Source organism: Actinocatenispora sera, assembly GCF_018324685.1.
Lineage (GTDB): Bacteria > Actinomycetota > Actinomycetes > Mycobacteriales > Micromonosporaceae > Actinocatenispora > Actinocatenispora sera.
Genome location: NZ_AP023354.1, coordinates 4,747,520 through 4,765,464, shown reverse-complemented (window position 1 = coordinate 4,765,464; position 17,945 = coordinate 4,747,520). Strand labels below are relative to the sequence as shown.

The following is a 17,945-nucleotide window of genomic DNA, read 5'->3' as shown; positions in this document are numbered from 1 at the left end:
TGCCCGTGCGCCCGTGCCCGGTGTGCCGGCGGGGCGGGTCGACAAACGAGGGTGTCGGACAGGGATACTCGGCGGGTGAACAGCCAGCAGGAGCCCAGAATCCACAGCGGTCGGTACCCGTACCTGGACGCACCGTCGCCGTTGGCGTTCGCGCACCGTGGCGGCGCGGCGGACGGTGACGAGAACACCGCCGCGGCGTTCCAGCGCTCCGCCGACCTCGGCTACCGGTACCTGGAGACCGACGTGCGGGCGACCGCCGACGGTGTGCCGGTGATCTTCCACGACGCCGACCTGACCCGCCTCGCCGGCCGCAACGTCGCGCTGGAGACGCTGCGGCTGGCCGACCTGGAGACCATCCGGGTCGGTGGCGAGCAGGCCGTCCCGAAGCTGGTCGACGTGCTCGACGCGTGGCCGGAGCTGCGGTTCAACCTGGACGTCAAGTCGTGGTCGGCGGTGCGGCCGCTGGTCGAGGCGATCCGGGCGACCGGCTCGGTGGAGCGGGTGCTGGTGGCGTCGTTCTCCGACCGGCGGCTCGCCGCGGTGCGCCGCGAGCTCGGCCCGCGGCTGGCGACCTCGCTCGGCCCGTCCGCGATCGCCCGGCTGCGCGCCGTGTCGGTGGCCGGGCGCAGCATGCTCGGGCTGACCCCGGGCGTGCCGGCCGCGCAGGTGCCGGTACGGATGGGGCCGCTGCGGGTGGTCGACCGCCGCTTCGTCACCTACGCGCACCGGCTCGGGGTGCAGGTGCACGTGTGGACCATCGACGAACCGGACGAGATGAACCGGCTGCTGGACCTCGGCGTCGACGGGATCATGACCGACCGCATCGAGGTACTGCGGGAAGTGTTACTCGCTCGTGGCCAATGGGACGCCTGAGAAGCTGGTGCGGGGCCTTCGAACGCGCCCGGCGCAGCCGATCATGAGGCCCCCACCAGTCTCTGGGCTTGACGGCACCCGCATGATCGACGCAGCGGCTGTCGGGAGGGGCCCGGTCCGGCACTTCCGGGCCGCTTCCCGGGTCCGCGGTGGCAGCCCCGGGTGGGCCGACGGCAGGAGACGGCGAGCATGAGCACCACCGCACCGGCGAGCGAGCTGACCAGCAGCCGCCGCGAACGCGTCGGCTGGTACTTCTACGACTGGGCCAACTCGGCGTTCGCCACCACGGTGATCACCGTGTTCCTCGGGCCGTTCCTGACCGCGGTCGCCAAGCAGGCGGCCGGCTGCGGTTCGGGCAGCTGTGCCGGGGTGCGGCTGCACCCGCTGGGCATCCCGGTCGCGCCGGGCGCGTTCTACGCCTACCTGGTGTCGCTGTCGGTGATCCTGACCGTGGTGGTACTGCCGATCGTCGGTGCGGTCGCCGACCGGTCGGCGCGCAAGAAGCGGCTGCTCGCCGTGTTCGCCTACCTCGGTGCGGCGGCCACCATCGGGATGGTCACGGTCGGCGGCGGCCGGTACCTGCTCGGCGGGGCGCTGTTTCTGGTCGCGAACATCAGCCTGGGCGCGAGCGTGGTGGTGTACAACTCGTTCCTGCCGCAGTTGGCCGGCGCCGACAAGCGCGACTCGATCTCGTCGATCGGCTGGGCGATCGGGTACCTGGGCGGCGGGCTGCTTCTGGCCGGCAACCTGGTCGCGGTGTTCGCCTTCGGCACCAACCTGACGGTGGCGCGCTGGTGCATCGTGTCGGCCGGGCTGTGGTGGGCGGTGTTCACCACGGTGCCGGTGCTGCTGCTGCTGCGGGAGCGGCCCGGTACCGCGCACACCGGACGCTCCGGCGGGCTGCTGGACGGGTTCCGGCAGCTGAGGCACACGCTGGCCGGGCTCCGGGCGTACCCGTTGACGTTGTTCTTCTGGGTGGCGTACCTGATCTACAACGACGGCATCCAGACGGTGCTCAGTCAGGCGAGCGTGTTCGCCACCGAGGAGCTCAAGCTCGGTACCGACACGCTGACCGCGACGATCCTGGTCATCCAGTTCCTCGCGTTCGGTGGGGCGCTGCTGCTGGGCTGGCTGGCGAAGCTGATCGGCGCGTGGAAGTCGGTGCTGCTGTCGCTCGTGCTGTGGGTGGTGGTCGTCGGCTGCGCGTACTTCGTCCCGGCGCACAACGTGGTGTTGTTCGTGGCGCTGGGCTCGGGTATCGGACTGGTGATGGGCGGCAGCCAGGCGCTGTCTCGCTCGCTGTACTCCCAGCTGGTGCCGGCCGGCCGGGAGGCGGAGTACTTCGGGCTGTACGAGATCGGCGACAAGGGCACCAGCTGGCTGGGCCCGCTGCTGTTCGGGCTGGTGTTCCAGCTGACCGGTAGCTACCGGCTGGGCGTGGTGTCGCTGCTGGTCTTCTTCGTGGCCGGGCTGATCCTGCTGGCGTTCGTGCCGATGCGCCGCGCCATCACCGCGGCCGGTAACACGCCGCCCCGGCTGCTGTGACCGACAGTCCGCATCGGCCCGCTGGAGCAGTCCCGATAAGGTTGCGGCTCGTGACATCCGACCTCGACGACCTCAGCGCGCTGGCCCGGCCGGTACCGCGGGGCGACACCTACCAGCCGGCCCGGCTGAAGTTCTTCCACGGTCCGATGGACTGCGGCAAGTCGACGCTGGCGCTGCAGATGGACCACAACCATGCCCGGCAGGGCCGCCGCGGGTTGCTGCTGACCCGGCTGGACCGGTCCGGCGCGGCGCGCATCTCGACCCGGATCGGGTTGGACCGCCGCGCCATCGAGGTCACCGACGAGCTGGACCTGCGGGAGTTGGTGCGCGGCAAGTGGGCGCTGGGCGCGCGGGTGGACTATCTGATCTGCGACGAGGTGCAGTTCTTCTCGCTGGATCAGGTCGAGCAGATGGCCGATCTGGTCGACCACGCCGACGTCGACGTGTACGCGTTCGGGCTGGCGACCGACTTCCGCAGCGAGCTGTTCCCGGCCACCAAGCGGCTGCTGGAGCTGGCCGACGGGGTGTACCAGCTGCAGGTGGAGGTGCTGTGCTGGTGCGGCCGGCGCGGCCAGCTCAACGCCCGCGTGGTCGGCAACCGGGTGGTACGCGAGGGTGAGCAGGTGCTGACCGGCGACACCGGACGCGACGACCCGGTGCACTACCAGGTGCTGTGCCGGGCGCACTACCGCTCCGGCGATCTGGGTCCGTCGGCGCCGGCGGCCGGTCAGCTTCCGTTGGGCTGAACCGGCGGCGCCACCAGGGCGCTCTGCTGCGGTCCCACCCGGTGCGAACCGGCGCGCAGGTACAGGTCGCGCAGCAGACCGATCTCGCCGCCGTGATGCGCGACCTCGTCCAGCGCGTGCACCGTGAGCGCCAGGTAGGTCTCGTCGGCCCAACCGCCGGGGCCGCGGCCCATCGGTTCCACCAGGCGCTTGTCGCCGAGAGCCGCGATGCGGGAGACGAAGCGCTCCCAGTCCTCGGCGAGCGCCTGGACGCCCCCTGTCGCGGTGCCCGGCCACGCGTGGCGGTCCCCGAGCTCGGGGACGTCGTCGAAGCAGTTGAGCACGTAGCCGCGCAGGCAGAGGCTGCCGATGTGCCAGCTGCGCCACGCGATCGTCGCGACGGGGTCCGGCACACCCGGGGCGGACTCCGGTATCGGTTCTGCGACCCGGAAGACGCCGTCGGCACCGGGGCGGATGCTGAGGCTGTCGCCGACCGGCTCCCACAGGTACTCGTCGTCGGTCAGGCCCTCGAGGCGCTCGAACAGCCGGCATCGCACGGCTTCGAAGATCGCGAGCACGTCGCGGGTCACGGGGTCATGCACGGCCACGTCAGCTCCAGGGCTCGGTGGTTACCGACCCCGCATCCTCTTGCCGCAGCCGGCAGCGGCGAGCGGTGTTGCTCAAGCCCCGTCCCGTTGCCGGTCACCCGGCTCGGGCGTCCCGCCGTCCGTCGTGGCGTCGTCGTCGGTCGGGGTGGTGCGCGACCTGGGGATGGTGGCGGTGCGCCGGGCCAGGAACCTGCGCGCCGCGGCGTGACCGGCCGTGTACAGCTTCTGCTGGGTTTCCCGGTCGATGTCGAAGTCGAGGGTGGACACCCCGTCGGTGTCGACGAACAGGGTGCGCGCCGTGGTGTCCTCGTCGTCGAGGTGGTAGGCGTCGTGCGCGTCCAGCAGCGTGTGCAGCGCGGCGAACGCGAGGTCGATCGGGCCGTCCACGCGGTGGCTGACCTGCCGGGCCGCCGGGCGGGCGGACAGCTTCACCCCGTAGGTCGGCCACCGGGTCGGCTTGCCGTCGGTGCGGTCGAACACGTCGATCGGGAAGTTCGACAGCATGCCGCCGTCGACCAGGGTGCACTCCCCCAGCCCGTGCCCGGCGGTCAGTGTCACCGGGCGGAAGAAGAACGGGTACGACATGGAGGCGCGCACCGCGAGCGCCACCGGCTGCTCGTCGGCGTCCAGGCCGTAGTGCCGGTAGTCCCAGGGCAGCCGGACGAGCTGGCCGCGGGACAGGTCCGAGGCGACGACCACCAGCCGGTACCGGCGGTCCGGCGGCAGCGAGGTGCCGGGGTCGTCGTCGATGCGCAGATCACCCCAGGTGCGCACGCCGCGCTGCGCGAGTTGCTGCTCGATCCAGTGCAGCGCCACGTCGCCCTTGTAGACACCGTCGTGCAGCAGCAGTTCGATGCCCTTGCCGAGCAGTCCGAACCGGTCGAGCACGGTCGGGTCGGCGAACGACCGGTAGTCCAGCGTCTCCATCACCTCGACCAGCTCCGAGACCGGCCGGCCGGACTGCTGGCAGGCGGCGCACAGCGCGCCGACGATTGCGCCGGCGGAGGCGCCGGCGATGCGCGGGAAGCTCAGGCCCTGATCGGCCAGTTCCTCGATCGCGCCGAGCAGCCCGATCCCCTTGACCCCGCCGCCCTCCAGTACCAGGTCCGCGTAGTGCGCGTCGTCGATCATGGTGGCCCTTCCGGCGTCTCGGTCCTACCCTGTCGAGACTAGTCGCCAGCTGCACAAACCGGTCAGTTCGCCGTGCGGTCTACTCGTCGGTAACCAGGCCTGGCACACTGCACCCATGAACCGGTACGTGCAGACCATGCCCGAGCTGCCCGACGTGTACGCCGCCGACCCGGTGCTGCGCAGCTGGTTGGACCGGCTGCTCGGCGCCGACGGGCACGCCGCCGCCCGCGGCCGCCTCACCGCGCTGTCCGCCGAGATCGGCGACAGCCTGCGCGCGGCACACACCGACGCCGAGACGCACCCGCCGGTGCTGCACCGGTACGGGCCGTTCGGCGCGCGCATCGACCGGATCGAGACCGCGCCCGGCTGGCAGGCGCTGCGCGCCGCAGCGGCGCGGCACGCCGTGGTGGCGCTGCCGTACCAGCCGCAGGCCCGGTCGGTGTGGGGCGCCGGAGCCCGGGTCGTGCAGTACGCGCTGCTCTACCTGTACGGGCCGGAGTCGGCGACGTTCAACTGCCCGCTGGCGATGGCCGACGGGGCGAGCGCGCTGCTGTCACGCCCGGAGGTCGACCCGGCGCTGCGGGAGTCCTGGCTGCCCCGGCTGACCGCCACTGACCCGGACGTCGCCATCACCTCCGGGCAGTGGATGACCGAGGCGCAGGGCGGCTCGGACGTCTCCGGCAGTACCACGGTGGCCCGCCGCGACGGCGACGGGTGGCGGCTGACCGGCGAGAAGTGGTTCTGCTCGGCGGCCGACTCGGCGATGGCGATCGCGCTCGCCACCCCGGAGGGCGGCACGGGCCTGAGCCCGTTCCTGGTACCGCGCTACGCCGCGGACTCGCCACTGGGCGCCGGGCTCGCCGCCGACGCGCCAGCGCCCGGGGTGCGGGTGCACCGGCTCAAGGACAAGCTCGGTACCCGGGCGCTGCCGACCGCGGAGATCGGCCTGACCGGCGCGTACGCGCTGCCGGTCGGGGAACCGGACGAGCACGGGGTGGCCCGGATGATGACGCTGCTGCGCATCGCCCGGCTGCACAACGCCGCCGCGTCGGCCGCCGGGATGCGTCGCGGCCTGTGGCTGGCCCGCGCCTACGCCGGCGAGCGGCGGGTGTTCGGCGCGCCGCTGGCCGAGGCGCCGCTGCACCGGGCCACGCTGGGCCGGCTCGCCGTGCACGCGGAGGCGGCGCACGCCCTCGCCGCGCACGGGTTCGCGCTGCTGGGCCGCATCGAGGTGGACGGCGACGCGGATGCCGCCGCCGAGCTGCGGCTCGCCGCCACGCTGGCGAAGCTTGCCACCGGCAAGCTCGCCGTCTCCTCCGCCTCGGAGTACGTCGAGTGCTTCGGCGGCGCCGGCTACGTCGAGGACACCGGCATCCCGCGGCTGATCCGCGACGCGCAGGTGTTGCCGATCTGGGAAGGCGCCACCAACGTACTGGCACTGGACCTGCCGCGCGCGATCGCCGGCCGCGGCGCGCACCGGCCGCTGCTGGCCCGTATCGCCGCCGCGGCATCCGACGCCGGCAAGGCGGGCGGGCGGTGGCTCGACCCGGCCGGTACGGCGCTGGCGGAGGCGCACGCCCGGTTGAGCGCCGCCACCGACGCGGTCGCCACCGATCCGACCGCCCGGCGCGTCGTCGTCGGCGCCCGTACCCTTGCCCTGCAGCTGGCGGATGCCTACGCGGCGGCGCTGCTGCTCGAGCAGGCGCTGTACGAGGCGGACCGGGGCGATCAGCGCGCCGCCGCGGTCGCGGCGCTGTGGTGCGCCGACCGGCTGTCCGGCGCCGATGTCAGCGCCGACGCCGACACCTACTTCGACGCCCTGGTCGACGGCGCCCCGCTGAGCTGACCGGCCCGCGCCGGCAGCCCCGACGGCCGGGCGCGTTGGTCAGGGCCACAGCAGGTCGGTGCGCCACCGGTCGCCGTCGCGCCGGTACCGCAGCCGGACGTGCCGGCGGGCCGCGTCGCCCTGCCAGAACTCCACCGTCACCGGCCGCACCAGGTAGACGGTGTGCTGCGGCGCCACCGTGTCGGGCGCGACGTCGAGTACGCGGTGGGCGGTGCGCAGCGCCTCGTCGAGCTCGGCCGGGTCGGCGAGAACCTCGCTTTGCCGGCCGAGCAGGCTCGCCGCCCGTGACCCGAGCGGCCGGGCGACGAAGTCGGCGCGGTTGGTGGCGGCGTCGGCGGGGTGCACGCGGCCGCGCACCCGGACCTGGCGGGCGGGCAGCTTCCAGTGGAAGCCCAGTGCGGCCTGCGGGTTCGCGGCCAGCTGCCGGCCCTTGGCGCTGCCGGACTCGGAGGCGAAGAAGAACCCGTCCGCGGTCAGGTCCTTGAGAATCAGCACCCGGCTGTCCGGCAGGCCGGACGCGTCGACGGTGGCGATGCTCATCGCGTGCGGTTCCGGCTCCCCCGCGTCGATCGCCGCGGTCAGCCAGTCCCGGAACAGCGCAGTGGGCTCGGCCGGCGCGGTGGACGGGTCGAAGGTGGGCAGCGGCCGGTCGAACACCGGCAGCGCGCGCAACAGCGGGCGAAGGCTCACCACCGCAGTCTGCCAGCCTGCGCCCTCGGCGCCGCGCCCAGTCAGCCTGCGCGCTCAGCGTTCCGTGTCGGCGAACAGCATGGCCAACCGGTGGGAGGGCGAGCGGTCCAGGTTGTGTCGGGCCCGGTCGTAGCGGCGGGTGGTGCGCGGGTCGGCGTGCCCGAGCAGATCCTGCACGTCGTGCAGGCTGGCGCCGGCCTCGAGGGCCAGCGTCGCGCAGGCGTGCCGCAGGTCGTGCGGGTGCAGCGAGTCGGCCAGGTGCGGCAGCGCGTCGGCGGCCAGGGTGCGCAGCAGCCGCCAGATCGCGTACCGGTCCAGCGCCCGGCCGGTGGCGGTGACCACCAGCGGCCCGCCGTCGCGGCCGGCGAGGTAGTCGTCCAGGATCGCCGCGGCGCGCGGCGGCACCACCATCCGCTGACTGCGGCCACCCTTGCGGGTCACCGTGAGCACCCGGTGCCCCCGCTCGTATCCGAGGTCGGCGACCGTGGCGCCGACCAGTTCGGAGACCCGGAGCCCGCACAGCAGCAGCAGGGTGACGACGACCTCGGCGCGAGGCGAGTGCCGGTGGGCGGCGCGCAGCAGCAGGCTCGCCTCGTCCGCGGACAGCCCGGTGGACTGCACGTTGTCACCGACCTTCGGCCGCCGCACGCGCTGCACCGGGTTGCGTGCGATCAGCTCCTCGTCCTGCCCGTACGCGTAGAAGCCGGACAGCGCGGAGAGCCGGCGTACCAGGGTGGCCGGTGCGACGCCGAGCTCGTCCAGGTGGGCGCGGTAGGCGTCCAGGTGCACCCGCCGGGCGGCGAGTACGTCGATGCCCTCGGTATCGCACCAGTCGAAGAAGTGTGCGAGGTCGCGGGTGTAGGCGGCCCGGGTGTTGCCGTGGTGCGACAGCAGGAACGCCGCGGCGAGCCGTTGCGCCGGGCTCGGTTGCGCGGCGGGCGCGGTGATCTGCGCGTCGACGACGACCAGTTCGGTGGCGGGTGCGGATGAGGCTTCGCTCACCTCCGCGAGCCTAGCCGGACCCGGGCCGGGCCAGGCTGCGTGTGGCCCGGCCCGCGGACCGGGCCGGGCATCCTGTTGGAACGACATCGCCTTCGGCGTCGTGCGGAGGCGGTCCGAACCCGAGGCGCGCGACGTGGTCGCCCGGCAGGTGATCGCGGGCGGCGGCCTGATCAGCGGGGTTCGACGATGTCGCCTTCCAGCGGCGCCTCGGTGTCGGCGGTCTCGTGCCGGTGCTGGCGGACCCGCACCGTGCGGGGGCCGAACACCTGGCCGGCGACATCGGGCGACAACCGTCGCTCGGCCGCGGCCTGCATGCCGCGCGCGGCCAGGTTACGCACCGGCGGGATCAGCAGCAACGCGCCCACCACGTCGCTGAGGTAGCCGGGGAAGGCGATCAACGCGGCGGCGGCCAGCGCCAGCAGCCCGTTGGTCGCCTCGGCGCCCGGCGGACGGCCCTCGTTCAGCGCGCCGCGGAACCGGCGCCAGGCACGCGGCCCGACCCGGCTGACGAGCACGACACCGACCGCCGAGGTGGCGAGCAGGATCAGCAGCGCCCAGCCCAGGCCGAGGAAATGAGCGACGCCCAGCAGCACGGCGAGCTCGGCGAGAGCCAGCAGCACCGGCGTCACGAGAGCGACGGCGACGAGCCGCACGGGTCACCTCCGGGTTCGGGTTCGGCCACTCCACCGTAGCCCGGCCGCGGCGACCAGGCCGGCCAGCGCAGCGGCGACGAGCACCATTTCGGGTATGGCGCCCAGCCGGGTGGCAAGCGTGGTGCCCTCCCCCAGCCGGGTGGTGGTCTCGATGACGCTGCGGGTGTTGAACCGGGTGGCGTCGTGCACGCTGCCGTCCGCGTCGACGAACGCCGACACCCCGACGGTGGAGGCCATCAGCGCCGGCCGGCCGTGCTCGACGGCCCGCTCCTGCACCATGGCGAGCTGCTGGCGGGACTCGGCGGTGTCGAAGTCGGCATTGTTGGTCTGCACCGTGAGCAGGTCGGCCCCGTGCGTGACCGTGTCGCGCACCAGCCCGTCGTAGGCGACCTCGAAACAGATCACGTCGCCGACCGTCGCCGGGCCCAGGCGCAGCGCACCGGTCCGGTGGCCTGCGACGAAGTCCGAGCGCACCAGGTCGACCTTCTTGGTGACCTTGCGGGCCAGCGAGCGCAGCGGGATGTACTCGGCGAACGGCACCGGGTGCTGCTTGACGTAGATCGGCTGCTGCGGCCCGCTCTTCGGGGTCCAGACGATGCCGGCGTTGCGGGCGTGGTCGCCGGGCCCCTCCAGTACCGCGCCGACCAGGATCGGTGCGCCGATGGCGGTGGCGGCCTGGTCGATGCGCTGGTAGGCGTCGGGGTTGCGGAACGGGTCGATGTCGGAGGAGTTCTCCGGCCACACCACCAGGTCGGGCCGCGCCCTGGTACCGGCGTCGACCTGCTTGGCCAGCGCCAGGGTGGCGTCGACGTGGTTGTCGAGCACGGCGCGGCGCTGGGCGTTGAACTCCAGGCCCAGCCGCGGCACGTTGCCCTGCACGACGGCGATGCGTACCTGCCGGCCATGCGGCGCCGTGGCCGGCACGGCCAGGCCGGCGAGCGCGACCAGGACGGCCGCCGCGGTCAGGGCGGCGGCCCGGGGCAGGGTGCCGGGCCGCCGGGCCCGCCAGCGGCGCCAGGCGGCGGTGGCCAGCAGCCCGCCGCAGGCGGCGACGGCGAAGGTGATCAGCGGGGCGCCGCCGAGCGCGGCGAGCCCGGCGAACGGCCCGTCCTGCTGGCTGAACGCCACCCTGCCCCACGGGAAGCCGCCCCACGGCGCCCGGCCGCGCAGCGCCTCCTGCGCCACCCACAGCGCACCGGTCAACAGCGGCCACATCCACCGGTACCGGTCGACCAGCCGGCTGGCGGCGGCCGCGGCGGCGCCCATCAGCGCCAGGTAGCAGGCCTCGACCAGGGCCAGCACGATCGGCCACGGCCAGTGCCCGATGACGATGCTGGTCCAGCTCAGCAGCGGGATGAACAGCGCGGCACCGGTGACCAGCCCGGCGAGCGCGCCGCCGCGGGCGCGGCGGCGGTGGCAGGCGACCGCGAGCAGGGCCACCCCGATCGGCGCGGCCCACCACATCCCGTACGGGGGGAAGGCGAGCAGCAGCGCGAACCCGGCGACCAGGGCGGCGGCGAGCGCGGCCGGCAGCGGCAGGCGGCGGGGCGCATCGACGGCCGGCGTCTCGTCTGGCGGGCTGGTCGTCTCGCCGGTCAGCTGCTCGGATGCGGTCACGCGCTCGATTGTGCCGCACCGCGCGGCCGGCGCCCGGTGCGCGGCCGCCGCGACGGTACGACTGCCGGCTTCGTGCGGTTTTGTGGCCAGGATGGGGGCCTGGGGACGGAAGAGGGGCGCGGCATCTGCCGCGCCCCGCGCTCCCAGGCCCTTCCCGGCCGGCACGTGCTCAGACGTTCCAACAGACCTTCGGACCGACCCGGTGTGGACTGGATGCCCATCCGTTGCCGTTGTCTACTGGCCGGCTGTTTCCCCCTGGCCCGTGTCGGTACGGCGACCGGTTCGCCCGCCCCGCCGACCCCCGCCCACGTAACCTGGCCGCGTAGCGGCGCGACCTGCCGCCAACTTGCCCGTGGGTGGGGGGACGAAGTGAAGCCGAGCCGCCCCCCGAGGTAGGACGTCAAGCACGGTACGCACCCGCCCCCCGACGCTGTCAACCGGTACCGGTGAATCCGCCCGGAGCCGACCCGGAAGTCCACCTTGCCTCGGCGTGTCGGCCCCCGGGTGTGTCGGGCTGTTCGGCGGATGGGCGCGGCCGGGCCGGCCTTGCGAGACTGCCCTGGTGACGACGCGACGGGTGGTGGGCGGGGTCAATCTCGGCGTGCGGTTCCTGCTGGAGCTGGCGAGCCTGGCATCGCTGGTGGCGTGGGGGCTGCGGCTGGACGCGGCCTGGCCGGTGCGATTGCTGGCCGGGGTGCTGCTGCCGCTCGCGGCGGCGTCGTGCTGGGGGTTGTTCGCCTCGCCCAAGGCGCGGTTCACGACCGCGGCGGGCCGGCTGGTCTGCGAGGTCGGACTGTTCGGCGGTGCGGCGGTGGCGTTGGTCGCCACCGGCTGGGTGCTGCCGGGGGTGGTGCTGGCCGTGGTCGCGGCGGCCAGCCTGACCGTCACGTACGCGCTGGGCCAGCACCGGCAGGCCGTGCAGCGCGCCCGCGGCTAGGGTCTGTTTCGGGGTTCCGCGTGCCGGCTGCGGCGGCCCGGTTTGCCCGCTCGCGGCGTTGTCGGACAGCTCGTGTGCAAGCCCGGCACACGAACTGCCCTCCGCCTTGCGAGCAGACAAACGGGACTCGCCTCGCTCGGCCGGGGGCTCCGAAACAGACCCTAGGGCCACGTGCGGTCGGCCGCGCCGGACCGGCGGGGCGCGACTCGCCGCAACGCCGGCGAGTACGGTGCGACTCCCGGCCCGGCAGGCGGCGATCCAGCGGGTGCCGATGCGGCGCGTGCGGCTCGCCGCAGTCGCCCTGCCGGGTCCGGTTCAAGGCGGGTCAGCGGGTGACGGCGAGGTCGGTGAGGTGGTGCGCGGCGAGCCGGGCGGCGGTGGTCGGCGCGTCGGTGGCGAGCAGCCCGACCGCGGCGAGTACGTACCGGTGGTCGACGACGCTCGCCGCGCGGGTCGGCAGCGGGTAGCCGCCGGCGTGGTCGGTCAGCGCCGCGGACAGGACGGTCGCGGCGTTCTCGTCGTGCCGCAGCACACCGCCGGAGCCGACGACCAGCCGCACCTGGCGCAGGTCTCGGCCGGGTCCGCGGCTGCCGTCGGCGCGGCGTTGGCCGCGGGCGTGCCGGCGCAGCGCGACGTGCAGGGCGAGGCCGGCGAGCCGTCGGTCGACGTCGCGGTCGGCGTCGCTGTCCGGCAGCAGGCCGGGTTGCGCGGCGCGCCGGTCGGCGTCGCCGGCCAGGGCCGCGACCTCGTCGTCGGTCAGCAGCCGTTCGTCCCGGGCGGCGGCGAGGATGCCGGGGGCGTTCCAGCGCATCCCGAGATCCCCCTCGACGGTACGGGAGCGCCACAGGGTGCCGGCGACCTCGCGGCGCGGCCCGTCGCGCTCGGCGTCGGGGACCAGCACCGAGTACACGTCGGTGGTGGCGCCACCGACGTCGACGGCGAGGATCTCGCCCGCGCCGGGGATCTCTCCGGCGCCGTCGGCGAGCAGTTCGACGCCGGCCAGTACCGCGTCGGGGGTGGCGGCCCGCACCAGCCGCGGGAACCGGGCGCCGCGGGACAGCTTCTTGCCGCCGATCACGTGCGACAGGAACACCTGCCGGATCGCCGCGCGCGCCGGCGCCGGGTTGAGCTGCCCGATGCGGGGCAGCACGTTGTCGGTGACGGTGACCGGTACCCCGGCGTCGGCGAGGCGTTGCGCGACGGCCGCGGCGGCGTCGGCGTTGCCGGCGGCCACCACCGGTACCCGCAGCCTCGTCCCGGCAAGCCTGGCCGCGTTGTGGGTCAGCACCGCGGCGTCGCCGCCGTCGGTGCCGCCGACCAGCAGCACCACGTCGGGCTTCGCGGCGCGCAGCGCGCGCACGCCGGCGGTGTCGAGCGGGCCGGCGGCGACGTGCACGACCCGGGCGCCGGCCGACAGCCCGACCCGGTGCCCGGCGTCGGCGGTCACCAGCGGTTCGTAGCCCACCACGGCCAGCCGCAGCCCTCCCCCGGCCGACGAGCACACGTACTGCGCCGACAGGTCGACGCCGGGCAGCTGCTCGGCCAGCGCGGCCAGGCAGGCGTCGTAGCCGCGCAGCACGTCGACCTCGACGGTGGTGCGGTGCTCGGCGCTGCCGGCGACCGTACCGGTGGCCAGGTCGACCGCGAGCAGCTTGGTGTAGGTGGAGCCGACGTCGCCGCACACCGCGACCGCCCGGCCGGCCGTCTCGGCGCCACTCGGCCGGTGCCCGGTCGTCTTCGCGCCGCCCGGTCGGGGCCCGATCGTTTCGCCGCCGCCGCCCCGCCGGGGTCCGGGGGTCGCGTCGGCGGCACCGGTCCCCCGTCCGGCGGCGGGCGTGGGGCGGCGGGGTGGGGTCACGGAACGACGACGGTGCCGGTGGCGGTGACCGCGACGACCGGTTCGGCCAGCGCCTCGGCGGCCGATGCGCCCCGGTCCGGCCGGCCCCGGCACACCACCCGCGAGGCGAACTCGATGCGGCGCGAGCGGCGGCCCCGCGCCACCAGGGTGGCGGTGACCTCCAGCACGTCGCCGGCCCGTACCGGGGCGCGGAACTGCACGTCGTCGTAGGAGGCGAACAGCCCCTCGTCGCCGTCGGTACGGATGCACAGCTCGGTGGCGGCGTCGCCGAACAGGCCCAGCGAGTACGCCCCGTCGACCAGGTTGCCGGCGTAGTGGGCGTGGCTGGCCGGCACGTACCGGCGGTGGACGACGGTGACCTGGTCGGCCGGTGCCAGCGGTTCAGGCATGCACGGTCTCCTTCGCGCGCTCGCGGCGGGTGATCAGGGCGTCGACGAGGTAGGAGGCGACCTCGCCGGGGGTGGTACTGCGGCCGAAGATGCGGTCGACGCCGAGTTCGGCGGCCATCAGTTCGTCGAACCGGGGGCCGCCGGCGACCAGCAGCGGCCGCTTGTCGGCGCCGAACGCCTCCCGGAACGCCGCGGACGCCTCCCGGGTGTTGTGCAGGTGCGCGTCGCGTTGCGTGACGACCTGGGAGATCAGCACCGCGTCGGCGCGTTCGGCGCGCGCGGCCTCGACCAGGTCGGGCACGGCGACCTGGGCACCGAGGTTGACCACCCGCATCTCCCGGTAGTACTCCAGGCCCTTGTGGCCGGCGGTGCCCTTGATGTTGAGGATGGCGTCGATGCCGACGGTGTGCGCGTCGGTGCCGATGCAGGCACCGATCACGACCAGCTTGCGGCGCAGCTTCTTGCGGATGGTCTGGTTGACCGCGGCGGCGCTCAGCTCGGGGAAATCGCGCTCGACGACCCGCACCGTGGACACGTCGACCAGGTGGTTGACGGTGCCGTACACGACGAAGAACGTGAAGTCCGGCCCCATCGCCTTGGCGTGTACCAGCATCGCCGGGTCCATGCCCATCTTGGCGGCGAGCTGCAGCGCGGCGCCCTCGGCGCGCTTGTCGTGCGGGATCGGCAGGGTGAACGACAGCTGCACCATCCCGTCGCCGGTGGTGTCGCCGTAGGGGCGGACGATCTGGTGCTCGCTCATGCGTCCGCCTCCAGGATGTCGGTGGCCGGGTTGTAGTAGGCGGTGTCCTTGCGGGCCACCCCGGACAGGCCCTTCCCGCCGTCCGGCGGGCGTTTCATGATGCCGAAGGTGCCGGCGCCGATCGCGTCCAGCAGCCCCTGCTCGCCGATGCGGTCCAGCAGGTCCAGCGCCTCGGACAGGACCTGGTTGGCGCGCTGCTGGATGAACCCGCCGGGGGCGGGCACGAAGTCCTCGTGCAGGTTGCCGGCGGCACCGAGCACGTACCGCACGTTGGCCAGGGCGATGTCGCGGTCCGACAGCCAGGGGGTGACGACGGCCTCGGTCATCATGCCGACCAGCAGGATCGACTGGCCGGTCATGGTGCCGGCGAGGTTGAAGAACCCGTCGAGCAGGTTGCCGCGGAACACGTCACCGGTCATGTGCTTGGTCGGCGGCATCCACTTCAGCGGCGCGTTCGGGAACAGCTCCCGGGCCAGCAGCGCGTGCGAGAGCTCCAGCCGGAACGAGTCGGGCAGATCGGGGTTGATCTCGAACGCGTGCCCCAGCCCCAGCTGCCAGTCGGCCAGCCCGGCCTCCTTGCCGAAGTACTCGTTGAGCAGCTGGGAGACGGTGACGGTGTGCGCCTCGTCGACCGCGTCGGCGGTGGTGAGGTAGTTGTCCTCGCCGGTGTTGATGATGATCCCGGCGCGGGCGTGCACCTGCCGGGAGAACCGCTGGTCGACGAACGTGCGGATCGGGTTGATGTCGCGAAACAGGATCCCGTACATCGAGTCGTTGAGCATCATGTCCAGGCGTTCCATCCCGGCCAACGCCGCGATCTCCGGCATGCACAGCCCGGACGCGTAGTTGGTGAGCCGGATGTAGCGGCCCACCTCCTTGGAGGTCTCGTCCAGCGCGGCGCGCATCAGCCGGAAGTTCTCCTGGGTGGCGTACGTGCCGGCGAACCCTTCCCGGGTGGCGCCCTCGGGCACGTAGTCCAGCAGCGACTGGCCGGTGGAGCGGATCACCGCGATGATGTCGGCGCCCTCCCGGGCGGCGGCCTGCGCCTGCGGGATGTCCTCGTAGATGTCGCCGGTCGCGACGATCAGGTACACCCAGGGCCGCTGCGGCGGGTCACCCAGCCGGCGCACCAGCCGCTCGCGGGCGACCCGGGCGGCGTCCATCCGCCGTACCCCGGCGGCGGCGGCGCGGCGGGCGGCCCGGCGGGCGGCGGTGGCCTGCTTGCCCTCCGGTACCTCGAAGCGCACCGAGCCGGCGCCGGCCTTCTGCGCCAGCGCCACCAGCGCGTCGCCGACCGGTACGTCGCGGCCGGCCAGGCCCAGTTCGGTCAGCGCGTGGAACACCGGCAGGGCGGCGCCGGCGGTCAGCCCGACGTCGGCGACCACGGCGTCGACCAGCCGGTTGACCCACGGGATGCCGTCCGGGTCGGCGCCGTGCATGCCGGCCAGCCGCAGCACGGCGCGCTCCACCGACACGGTGGTGTGCTCGCGGGCCAGCTTCACCACCGGCCGGCCGGCCCGGCGGGCCAGCGTCCGGGCCCGGCGTACCAGCGCCGGATCCAGGTCCAGCTTGCGACCGCGTCGGGGCCGCGCCGTTGCTGCCACCTCGATGACCTCCTGCTCGTGTGCGTACCGCCGGGGCGGCCATGGCTCGTGCCGCCGGCGGGCGGTGCTGCTCGTGCCACCCGGCGGGCGGTGTTCTCGTTGCGCCCGCCGGGCGGTGGTGCTCTCTGTGCCGCCGGTGGGCGGGTTGTGGGCCGGGCCGCGCCGTCGCGGTCAGGCCGTGTGGATCGTGACCCCGTCGCGCACGGTGCGCAGGCAGCGCGGGGTGGCGTCCGGGTCGTCGAGCAGCGGCAGGCCGTGCTCGTCCAGCCCGGCCGGGCAGTCCCACACCGCGAGCGTCGCCGGCGCCCCCGGGGCGAGGTAGCCGGCCTCGTCGTAGCGGGCGGCCCGCCATCCACCGCGGGTGTGCGCCGCGAACGCGGTGCGCACGCTGAGGCGCTGCGCCGGGTTGTGGTGGTGCACCGCGGCCCGCACCCCGCCCCACGGGTCGAGCGGGGTGACCGGCGAGTCGGACCCGAACGCCAGCGGCACACCCACCCCCGACAGCGACCCGAACGGGTTGGAGGCAAGCGAACGGTCCAGCCCCAGCCGCGTCTCGTACATCTGGCCGGCGCCACCCCACAGCCGGTCGAACGCCGGCTGTACGCTCGCGGTCAACCCGAACTCCACCAGCCCGGCGATCAGCGTCTTGGTGAGGATCTCGGCGTGCTCGACCCGGTGCCGGGCCGCGCGCAGCCGCTCGATGCCGACCACCTCGGCGGCGGCGGCGAACCCGGCCAGTACCGTCTCGACCGCCGCGTCGCCGATGGCGTGCATGCCGCCCTGCATGCCGTGCCCGGTGCAGTCGACGATGTGCGCGGCGACCTGCTCGGCGCTCAGCAGGGCGTGCCCGCAGCCCCCGGCGTCGGCGTACGGGACGCTCAGGTGCGCGTCGGTGGACCCGAGCGCGCCGTCGGCGTACAGGTCGCCGGCGGCGCCGGCGGCACCCAGCTCCCGCGCCTTGCTCGCCGCGCCCAGCTCCCCCCAGTACCCGATGACCTGCGGTACGGGTTGTTCGGCGGAGGCGGCGAGCAGCTCGGTGAAGTCGATCTCGGAGCTGGTGGTGGGCCCGCCGCACTCGTGCACGCAGCCGATGCCGACCGACGCGGCGGTGGCCAGCGCCAGCTGCTGCGCCCGGTGCCGGGTCGCCGCGTCCAGCTGGGCGAGCGCGGCGGCGTACAGCGCGTCGACCGCCTCCAGGGTGTGCCGGCCGTCGGCGTCGTAGCCGGGCATGCCGGTCACCCCCGGCACCGCGGCGCACAGCGCGCCGGTGGCCAGGGCGGCATGCCCGCTGACGTGCGAGACGTAGCAGGGCCGCCCGCCGACCGCGGACTCCAGCTCGGTGCGGTGCGGCAACGTGGCATCCGGCCAGGTCGACTGGTCGTAGCCGCGCGCGTACACCAGCGCGCCGGACGGCAGCGTGGCGGCGTGCGCGGCGAGCGCGTCGAGCAGCTGGGCGGCCGACCGCACCGGCGAGACGTCCAGCAACGTCATGGTCAGGCCGGTGTTGGTCAGGTGGGCGTGCGCGTCGACGAACGCGGGCGCCACCAGGGCCCCGGAAAGCTCGACGGTGATCTCGGCGGTGGGGGCGTCGTCGTCCGTACCGACCCAGCTGATCCGGTCGCCGTCGACGGCAAGGGCTGTGGCGTGCGGGTCGGCCGGGCTGTACACCCGGCCGCCGCGATACAGGGTTCGCACCATGCCCTCCAG

The 17,945-nt window shown here is 74.3% G+C and carries 16 protein-coding genes; 5 read left to right on the top strand and 11 right to left on the bottom strand.

All coding sequences use genetic code 11. The features are described 5' to 3' along the window. Window positions 1-99: 99 nt before the first annotated feature. From Asera_RS22660 to Asera_RS22650, 3 genes are all read left to right on the top strand, one after another. A complete protein-coding gene (locus Asera_RS22660; protein ID WP_030446003.1) occupies window positions 100-873 on the top strand; it encodes a glycerophosphodiester phosphodiesterase family protein in 774 nt (257 codons plus the stop codon). A gap of 189 nt (window positions 874-1,062) precedes the next feature. Continuing rightward, window positions 1,063-2,418 (top strand): MFS transporter, encoded by a 1,356-nt coding sequence (locus Asera_RS22655; RefSeq protein ID WP_030446002.1) that lies wholly within the window; start codon window positions 1,063-1,065, stop codon window positions 2,416-2,418. Window positions 2,419-2,498: 80 nt separating this feature from the next. Next, the gene (locus Asera_RS22650; RefSeq protein WP_030446001.1) at window positions 2,499-3,164 is read left to right on the top strand and encodes a thymidine kinase; all 666 of its coding nucleotides are present in this window, start codon (window positions 2,499-2,501) and stop codon (window positions 3,162-3,164) included. Here Asera_RS22650 and Asera_RS22645 read toward each other — a convergent pair. Together Asera_RS22645 and Asera_RS22640 are read right to left on the bottom strand one after the other, a co-directional pair. Next, a complete protein-coding gene (locus Asera_RS22645) occupies window positions 3,146-3,733 on the bottom strand; it encodes a DinB family protein (protein WP_211255562.1) in 588 nt (195 codons plus the stop codon). The genes Asera_RS22650 and Asera_RS22645 overlap by 19 nt on opposite strands. Window positions 3,734-3,823: 90 nt before the next feature. Continuing rightward, window positions 3,824-4,882, bottom strand: coding sequence for a patatin-like phospholipase family protein (locus Asera_RS22640; RefSeq protein WP_084131366.1), 1,059 nt, complete (start codon window positions 4,880-4,882; stop codon window positions 3,824-3,826). A gap of 115 nt (window positions 4,883-4,997) precedes the next feature. On the opposite strand from Asera_RS22640, the gene Asera_RS22635 reads away from it, so the two are divergent. Then, the gene (locus Asera_RS22635) at window positions 4,998-6,728 is read left to right on the top strand and encodes an acyl-CoA dehydrogenase family protein (protein ID WP_051802172.1); all 1,731 of its coding nucleotides are present in this window, start codon (window positions 4,998-5,000) and stop codon (window positions 6,726-6,728) included. A gap of 39 nt (window positions 6,729-6,767) precedes the next feature. Here Asera_RS22635 and Asera_RS22630 read toward each other — a convergent pair whose 3' ends face one another. The 4 genes from Asera_RS22630 to lnt all read right to left on the bottom strand — a co-directional run bounded on the left by Asera_RS22630 (window position 6,768) and on the right by lnt (window position 10,690). Beyond that, a complete protein-coding gene (locus Asera_RS22630) occupies window positions 6,768-7,418 on the bottom strand; it encodes a pyridoxine/pyridoxamine 5'-phosphate oxidase (protein ID WP_030445997.1) in 651 nt (216 codons plus the stop codon). 54 nt (window positions 7,419-7,472) lie between these two features. Continuing rightward, a complete protein-coding gene (locus Asera_RS22625) occupies window positions 7,473-8,420 on the bottom strand; it encodes a tyrosine-type recombinase/integrase (protein ID WP_051802171.1) in 948 nt (315 codons plus the stop codon). 170 nt (window positions 8,421-8,590) lie between these two features. Further along, window positions 8,591-9,073, bottom strand: a complete 483-nt coding sequence (locus tag Asera_RS22620) for an FxsA family protein (RefSeq protein WP_030445995.1) — start codon at window positions 9,071-9,073, stop codon at window positions 8,591-8,593. A 3-nt stretch (window positions 9,074-9,076) separates the two neighbouring features. Continuing rightward, complete coding sequence (gene lnt, locus Asera_RS22615; protein ID WP_425305951.1) at window positions 9,077-10,690, bottom strand: apolipoprotein N-acyltransferase; 1,614 nt, start codon at window positions 10,688-10,690, stop codon at window positions 9,077-9,079. Window positions 10,691-11,252: 562 nt separating this feature from the next. Between lnt and Asera_RS22610 the strand changes: the two genes are divergently transcribed. Next, window positions 11,253-11,627 (top strand): YrdB family protein, encoded by a 375-nt coding sequence (locus tag Asera_RS22610; RefSeq protein ID WP_169745831.1) that lies wholly within the window; start codon window positions 11,253-11,255, stop codon window positions 11,625-11,627. A 325-nt stretch (window positions 11,628-11,952) separates the two neighbouring features. Here the strand turns inward: Asera_RS22610 and Asera_RS22605 are convergent, their stop codons facing one another. From Asera_RS22605 to Asera_RS22585, 5 genes are all read right to left on the bottom strand, one after another. Then, window positions 11,953-13,311 (bottom strand): glutamate mutase L, encoded by a 1,359-nt coding sequence (locus Asera_RS22605; RefSeq protein ID WP_030445992.1) that lies wholly within the window; start codon window positions 13,309-13,311, stop codon window positions 11,953-11,955. A 170-nt stretch (window positions 13,312-13,481) separates the two neighbouring features. Next, on the bottom strand, window positions 13,482-13,874 hold the full coding sequence (gene kal, locus Asera_RS22600) for a 3-aminobutyryl-CoA ammonia lyase (protein ID WP_030445991.1): 393 nt from the start codon (window positions 13,872-13,874) through the stop codon (window positions 13,482-13,484). Continuing rightward, window positions 13,867-14,634, bottom strand: a complete 768-nt coding sequence (kamE, locus tag Asera_RS22595) for a lysine 5,6-aminomutase subunit beta (RefSeq protein ID WP_030445990.1) — start codon at window positions 14,632-14,634, stop codon at window positions 13,867-13,869. The genes kal and kamE overlap by 8 nt, the downstream gene beginning before the upstream one ends. Further along, entirely contained in the window at window positions 14,631-16,238 is a 1,608-nt protein-coding gene (kamD, locus tag Asera_RS22590; protein ID WP_030445989.1) for a lysine 5,6-aminomutase subunit alpha, read from the bottom strand. Before kamD ends, kamE begins: the two co-directional genes overlap by 4 nt. Window positions 16,239-16,409: 171 nt before the next feature. Further along, window positions 16,410-17,936, bottom strand: coding sequence for an amidohydrolase (locus Asera_RS22585; RefSeq protein WP_035296386.1), 1,527 nt, complete (start codon window positions 17,934-17,936; stop codon window positions 16,410-16,412). Window positions 17,937-17,945 lie beyond the last annotated feature (9 nt).